This window comes from Anaerotignum sp. (assembly GCF_031981185.1).
Taxonomy (GTDB): Bacteria; Bacillota; Clostridia; order Lachnospirales; family Anaerotignaceae; genus Chakrabartyella.
The window spans coordinates 4,215-9,711 of the sequence record NZ_DALYUL010000044.1; the positions used below are offsets into that span (position 1 = coordinate 4,215).

Annotated in this window: 7 protein-coding genes; 2 read left to right on the forward strand and 5 right to left on the reverse strand. The window is 37.5% G+C overall.

Annotated elements, in window-relative coordinates:
* Window positions 1–307 precede the first annotated feature (307 nt).
* From RTK36_RS15795 to RTK36_RS15810, 4 genes are all read right to left on the reverse strand, one after another.
* Window positions 308–715 carry an arsenate reductase ArsC gene (locus RTK36_RS15795; RefSeq protein ID WP_312048185.1) on the reverse strand — a complete coding sequence of 136 codons (408 nt, stop codon included), beginning with the start codon at window positions 713–715 and terminating at the stop codon, window positions 308–310.
* Window positions 716–881: 166 nt separating this feature from the next.
* On the reverse strand, window positions 882–1,313 hold the full coding sequence (locus RTK36_RS15800; RefSeq protein WP_312048186.1) for a thioredoxin family protein: 432 nt from the start codon (window positions 1,311–1,313) through the stop codon (window positions 882–884).
* 88 nt (window positions 1,314–1,401) lie between these two features.
* Entirely contained in the window at window positions 1,402–2,415 is a 1,014-nt protein-coding gene (locus RTK36_RS15805; protein ID WP_312048187.1) for a permease, read from the reverse strand.
* Window positions 2,416–2,509: 94 nt separating this feature from the next.
* A complete protein-coding gene (locus tag RTK36_RS15810) occupies window positions 2,510–2,824 on the reverse strand; it encodes an ArsR/SmtB family transcription factor (RefSeq protein ID WP_312048188.1) in 315 nt (104 codons plus the stop codon).
* A 454-nt stretch (window positions 2,825–3,278) separates the two neighbouring features.
* Here RTK36_RS15810 and RTK36_RS15815 point away from each other — a divergent pair, with 454 nt between their 5' ends.
* Together RTK36_RS15815 and RTK36_RS15820 are read left to right on the forward strand one after the other, a co-directional pair.
* A complete protein-coding gene (locus RTK36_RS15815) occupies window positions 3,279–3,554 on the forward strand; it encodes a CD3324 family protein (protein ID WP_312048189.1) in 276 nt (91 codons plus the stop codon).
* 139 nt (window positions 3,555–3,693) lie between these two features.
* Window positions 3,694–4,413 carry an SAM-dependent methyltransferase gene (locus RTK36_RS15820; protein WP_312048190.1) on the forward strand — a complete coding sequence of 240 codons (720 nt, stop codon included), beginning with the start codon at window positions 3,694–3,696 and terminating at the stop codon, window positions 4,411–4,413.
* A 607-nt stretch (window positions 4,414–5,020) separates the two neighbouring features.
* Here RTK36_RS15820 and RTK36_RS15825 read toward each other — a convergent pair.
* Window positions 5,021–5,461 (reverse strand): MarR family winged helix-turn-helix transcriptional regulator, encoded by a 441-nt coding sequence (locus RTK36_RS15825; RefSeq protein WP_312048191.1) that lies wholly within the window; start codon window positions 5,459–5,461, stop codon window positions 5,021–5,023.
* Window positions 5,462–5,497 lie beyond the last annotated feature (36 nt).

Genomic DNA, 5,497 nt, shown 5'->3' on the forward strand with positions numbered 1-5,497 from the left:
TCGAGGTATTATACCATGTATCTCTAGACTTCACTTGACTTCCATGGCCACCACGATATTCAAAAAAACACCACTTTTCATGGATATAAATTTCTATGATATATCCAATCCTAACTGATACTGGAATCATATTTCGCGGCACTTATATGGAAAAGTATACCATGAAAAAGCAAGTTGTTACAAGTGACTACTTTTGGACTAGGCTAGGGAGGGTAGTTTTAAAGATTTTAAATGCGTGAACATCCTTTGCAAGAATACCATTGGGAGTATAACAGAACAGCTGGCAGTTGTTTGCTGCCAGCTGTTCTTATAGTTCATCTTTACGAATACGATCTTTGAAATCTAAGATTTTATTTTGGATCAATGAGATTGTTTCTTTGAAGGCTGCATCATCTTTTCCGCTGGGATCGTCCAATCCCCAGTCCTCACGATGGTTACATGGTAAAAAAGGGCACTGCACATTGCAACCCATGGTTACTACAAAATCAACTGGAGGAATATCCTCTAGCAGTTTGCTATACTGATTTTGTTCCATATTTATGCCATACAGATGTTTTATCAGTCGTACCGCGTCCTGATTAATCTGTGGCTTGGTTTCTGTTCCGGCAGAGTAGCTTTCAAATACATCAGAAGCTAAATGTCTGCCCAGCGCTTCAGCTATCTGACTACGGCAGGAGTTGTGAACACAGATAAATGCTACTTTCGGTTTGTTCATATTGAGGTCCATCCTTTCGCTTTGTTGATGATTTTTGCAGGAATTGCAGGGCTGTTACCACGGTCAAAACACTACAGAAGCAAGTGTCCCAGGAAACACAGTGACGAATCGTACAACTGTCATCTGGAAGAGTTTGTAAGTGACGAGGAGGGGCAGCTCAGGTAAGTTATCTAAAGGATTTTTGAAGGATTTTAACAACCTCATCCTTTTTTAGTACCTTACCATAGGAAACAACTTTGCCGTTCACCACAAGCGCAGGGGTAGTCATCACGCCATAAGCAGCGATCTGTGTATAGTCTGTCACATGGTCGATGGTGATATCTATGTCAAGTTCTTTCAGTGCTTCCAAAGTAGCCACTTCCAGTTGATTGCATTTTGCACAGCCGGAACCGAGCACCTTGACGGATAAACTGCCTATTTTTGCTTTTTCGCTTTCTGCCATGGTTTCTTTTACACCATAACAACAGTCGGCATTTTTTGTATTGTCAGCGTTGGCATCTTTCTTTGCAGCAATTTCGGAAGGTTTGCACATTCCACCACAACCACACTGAATTAGTTCTTCTTCATTTTTCTTTTTACCAAAACCAAATAATGCCATAATAAAATCCCCCTTAAAATAATTAGAAATTAAAAAGTAAAATTAGAGCGTAGTAATTTAGCAGTCCAGTATGGCTTTGAGGCGTATTTTATATCAGTAAATACTGAAATATATTAAAAACATAGCCCACAATAATAATACCAATGGTACAGATTGCAATAAATGTAGCCAGAAGTTTAGGTTTTACTGCTTTGCGTAACATGATAATGGACGGAAGGCTTAGTGTGGTCACCGCCATCATAAAGGAGAGAACAGTACCAAGCTGTGCACCTTTATAGAGCAGTGCTTCAGCTACTGGTATGGTGCCGAATATATCAGCGTACATAGGGACACCAAGGAGGGTTGCCAATACTACGCCAAAAGGGTTATTGCTACCAAGAACTATTTCAATCCAGCTTTCAGGAATCCAATTGTGAATGACTGCACCAATACCAACACCAATGAGGATATACGGTAGTACTTTTTTTAAGGTTGATTGCACTTGATCTCTAGCATAAATGATACGCTCCATACGAGTTATGTCAGGGCAATCAATATCCACACTGCTCGCCGAACGAATGAATTCCTCCACATAGTTTTCCATATGGAGCTTTTCAATTAGCGTGCCGCCAATAACCGCAATAACTAGGCCAACAACTACATAAACAAGGGCAACCTTTGCACCAAAGATGCTCATAAGTAAAACCAAAGAGCCTAGGTCCACCATTGGAGAAGAAATCAAAAATGAAAATGTTACACCAAGGGGCAGTCCTGCACTGGTAAAGCCAATAAACAAGGGAATAGATGAACAAGAGCAAAATGGCGTTACCGTGCCAAGCAAAGCTGCCATAATATTTGCCCACACGCCATGAAAGCGGCTCATAATTTTCTTGCTTCGCTCAGGTGGGAAATAGCTTTGGATGTTTGAGATAATAAAAATCAGCACACAGAGCAAAACCGTAATTTTAAGTACGTCGTAAATAAAAAATTGAACACTCCCGCCCATTGGCGCTGTCACATCAAGACCAAACATTGACAGCAGATTTCCTATTAGGGCATTTAACCATTTCATTCCCAGCACTTGGTCTTGAAAAAACAGCCAAATCGTTTTAAAGATTTCCATAGGGTAAGCCTTCTTTCTTCTCTAAATCAAAAATTCATATCAAAAAAAATTGATGTATTGTTTGGAATAAAAGCCATCTTCCATCAGATGGCTTTTACTTATTGCAACAATGTGTATCTTCAGTGATAGCATGCGATGTTGTAATTGCTTTTAATAGGATGAGTGCCTCTTGGCTTCCTAGCTCACTGATTTTATAATGAGTCCACTTGCCTTCCTGTCTGCTTTCCACAATACCCGATTCACATAAAATCTTCATGTGATAGGACAAGGAGGACTGTCCGATTTCCATTTGTTCTATTAAAACACAGGCGCATTTTTCGCCGCTTCGCAACAACTCCAAAATGGAAAGCCGCTTTTCATCGCAAAAAGCTTTGAAGACCTTAGCATTTTTTTCTGGAGTAAGATCCAACGTTTATCACCTCACATCAAATTATTTTGATATGAACAGTATATGCTTCAGATCAAAAATTGTCAATATGAGATGCAATATTAGTTTAATGTTAACATGGGTTTTTGTAGATGAGCATTGTATGAGAAGTTCTCGTAACCCCATGACAGAAGTTTTTTGCCCATGAATAGATAGAAAAATATTGAAGCATCTTGACATTATATCAGGCTATGGCTATACTCAAAATAAGGAATACATGACGGCTATTCTGAAAATTGATTAAATTGGCAGTCATTGTTTTCACAAAATAAAACGGTTTATTAAGGTAAAAGCAGAGTTTAATATGAAAGGGGCATTGTCTTATCAGAAAAGGAGCATTGGAGTCGGTATTGTGCATAGCAGGGGCTATCGCATAATTTGGATATGGAGATAGTCCTTGCGTAATCCTATTTTTTAGAATTTTAGGAGGAGCATAATGGACTATAAAAATGCAACTTGTGTGCTGCCGGAAAATTTGATTACGGCAATACAGCAACATATAGATGGGGAATATCTTTATATTCCAAGGAAAAATGAGAATAAAAAGGCATGGGGAGAACTTAAAAATAGCAGAAAATTATATGCCCAACGAAACGCTGTCATTTTTGAAGAATATAAATGTGGCATGACTGTTGAGGAGTTATCTAGCAAATATTTTTTATCTCCAAAATCTGTGTATAAGATATTGTCTAATATGAAAAATAAAAAGTGAATGCTATGTAGCGACATGGATTAAAACTCCATGTCGCTTTTTTATTTCTGTACTGTTTTGTAGGAAGCTTTTATAAAGGCTAAGGAGTATAATAAAACAATATAAATGTATAAAGTTAATAACGAAAGGAGAAATCACAATGGAATATCCAAAAAGTCAAAAATACAACACTCCAGAATTACTGGCCAAAATCATGGGGCCGAATCCTTTTAAATTGCAAGAGGAGATGCTTCAAAATCATAAAATTCCTGCTGGAAGTATTGTTTGCGACCTTGGAAGTGGGCAAGGACTTACAAGCGTTATGCTGGTAAAAGATTATGGTTTCAAGGTCTACGCAGCCGATTTGTGGAGCGAACCCCATGTAAATTGCAGGTTCTTTTATGAAATGGGACTAACCCCTGATCAAATTACCCCTGTGAAAGCCGACGCTGCTGACTTGCCTTTTGAGAAAGAATTTTTCGATGCAGTGGTTAGTACGGATTCTTATAACTTTTGGGGGCGTGACCCAGAATATCTGGATGCAAAGCTGTTACCCTTTGTAAAAAGCGGCGGATATCTTTATATCTGTGTTCCCGGAATGAAAAAGGATTGCCATGATAATCTTCCCAAAGAACTGCTTCTCTCTTGGACACCGGAGCAGCTTGCATATCTGCGTGATATAAACTATTGGACGGAAATATTAAATCATAGTCAGGATGCTGAGGTCATTTCTATTTATGAGATGAAGGGAAACAATGACGAGCTTTGGGCAGATTGGCTGAATCAGGAAAATGAGATTGCTATTAATGACCGCAAGGCAATGGGTGCAGATGGAGGCAAATATCTGAACTTTATCGCCTTCGTGTTGAGGAAAAAATAACTGAGTAAGTTAAGATTGTCCTCAAAATAAGTGTGAAGAAACTGGATGGGATCTCTCATGGGTTGTTTTCGAACAGACGAACAACAAGTTTAACAACTATGTAGAAAGAGTTATGTAGATTACATCTGACGTTGATCCAAGCCTGTAACAACTGAAACATATCAAAAGGACTGAAAATGGTATGCAAGATTGAATTCTTTGAATATTTCGGATACACCATTATTCAAGTAACCTCTGCCCATGTATTTAATGTGCCAACTTGAACTGAAATTTCACCAAAGTTGAGTTTAACCCACGGAGAAGCGGCACAAGCCCCAAGAAATTTATTGGTGAAGACAAAGCTAATTAATTAGTGATTAAGAATAGCTACCAGTAAACTGTATAATGAAAATGCTAAGTTGCGAGTCAATTATCACCGCAACTTAGCATTTTTTATATACAGTTATACTTATATTAAGGTTCTTAATGAATATTGAATATGAATCATTTCACCTATATCTAGTGTTAAAATATCTTGGAATAAATAATTAAGAACTAATCCGTATAAAAAATAATCATATTATTTTATTTTCTGAAAAAATTTGACCAGAAGTAATTTTCTCATAGTTCATTTTTTAGATTGTGTTTTTAGGGCCTTTGAGAATAATGATATAAACCTTTTAGATTCGGCCTCGCTAAGTCCCCTTAAAAGCTGACTAAAGACTGCATGTTCAGTTAAAATGTGCTCACGCTGTGCTTGACTTCCTAGCTCAGTAAGTTCCAAATAGTATTCTCGTTTATCTTTTTGTGAGACTTTTCGTTTTACTAAGTTCTTTTTTTCAAGACGATTAACTGCACTGGTTAGGGTGCTTTTGGGAATTCTGAGTATTTGGCAAATATCTTTGAAAATAATATCTGTATGTTCCTCAATGGTTTGAAGAATACTTAAATCCACCATAGTGAGTCCATTAATATTGTTGTAATCGGGCTTGTACATTTCTTCTCTTAGTTGGCTACCAACGATGTGCCATAAATAATTTAATTTTTTTATTTCATCCAAGCTTGACATAAATACCTCCATATGATACGATTGCCGTACTAATAT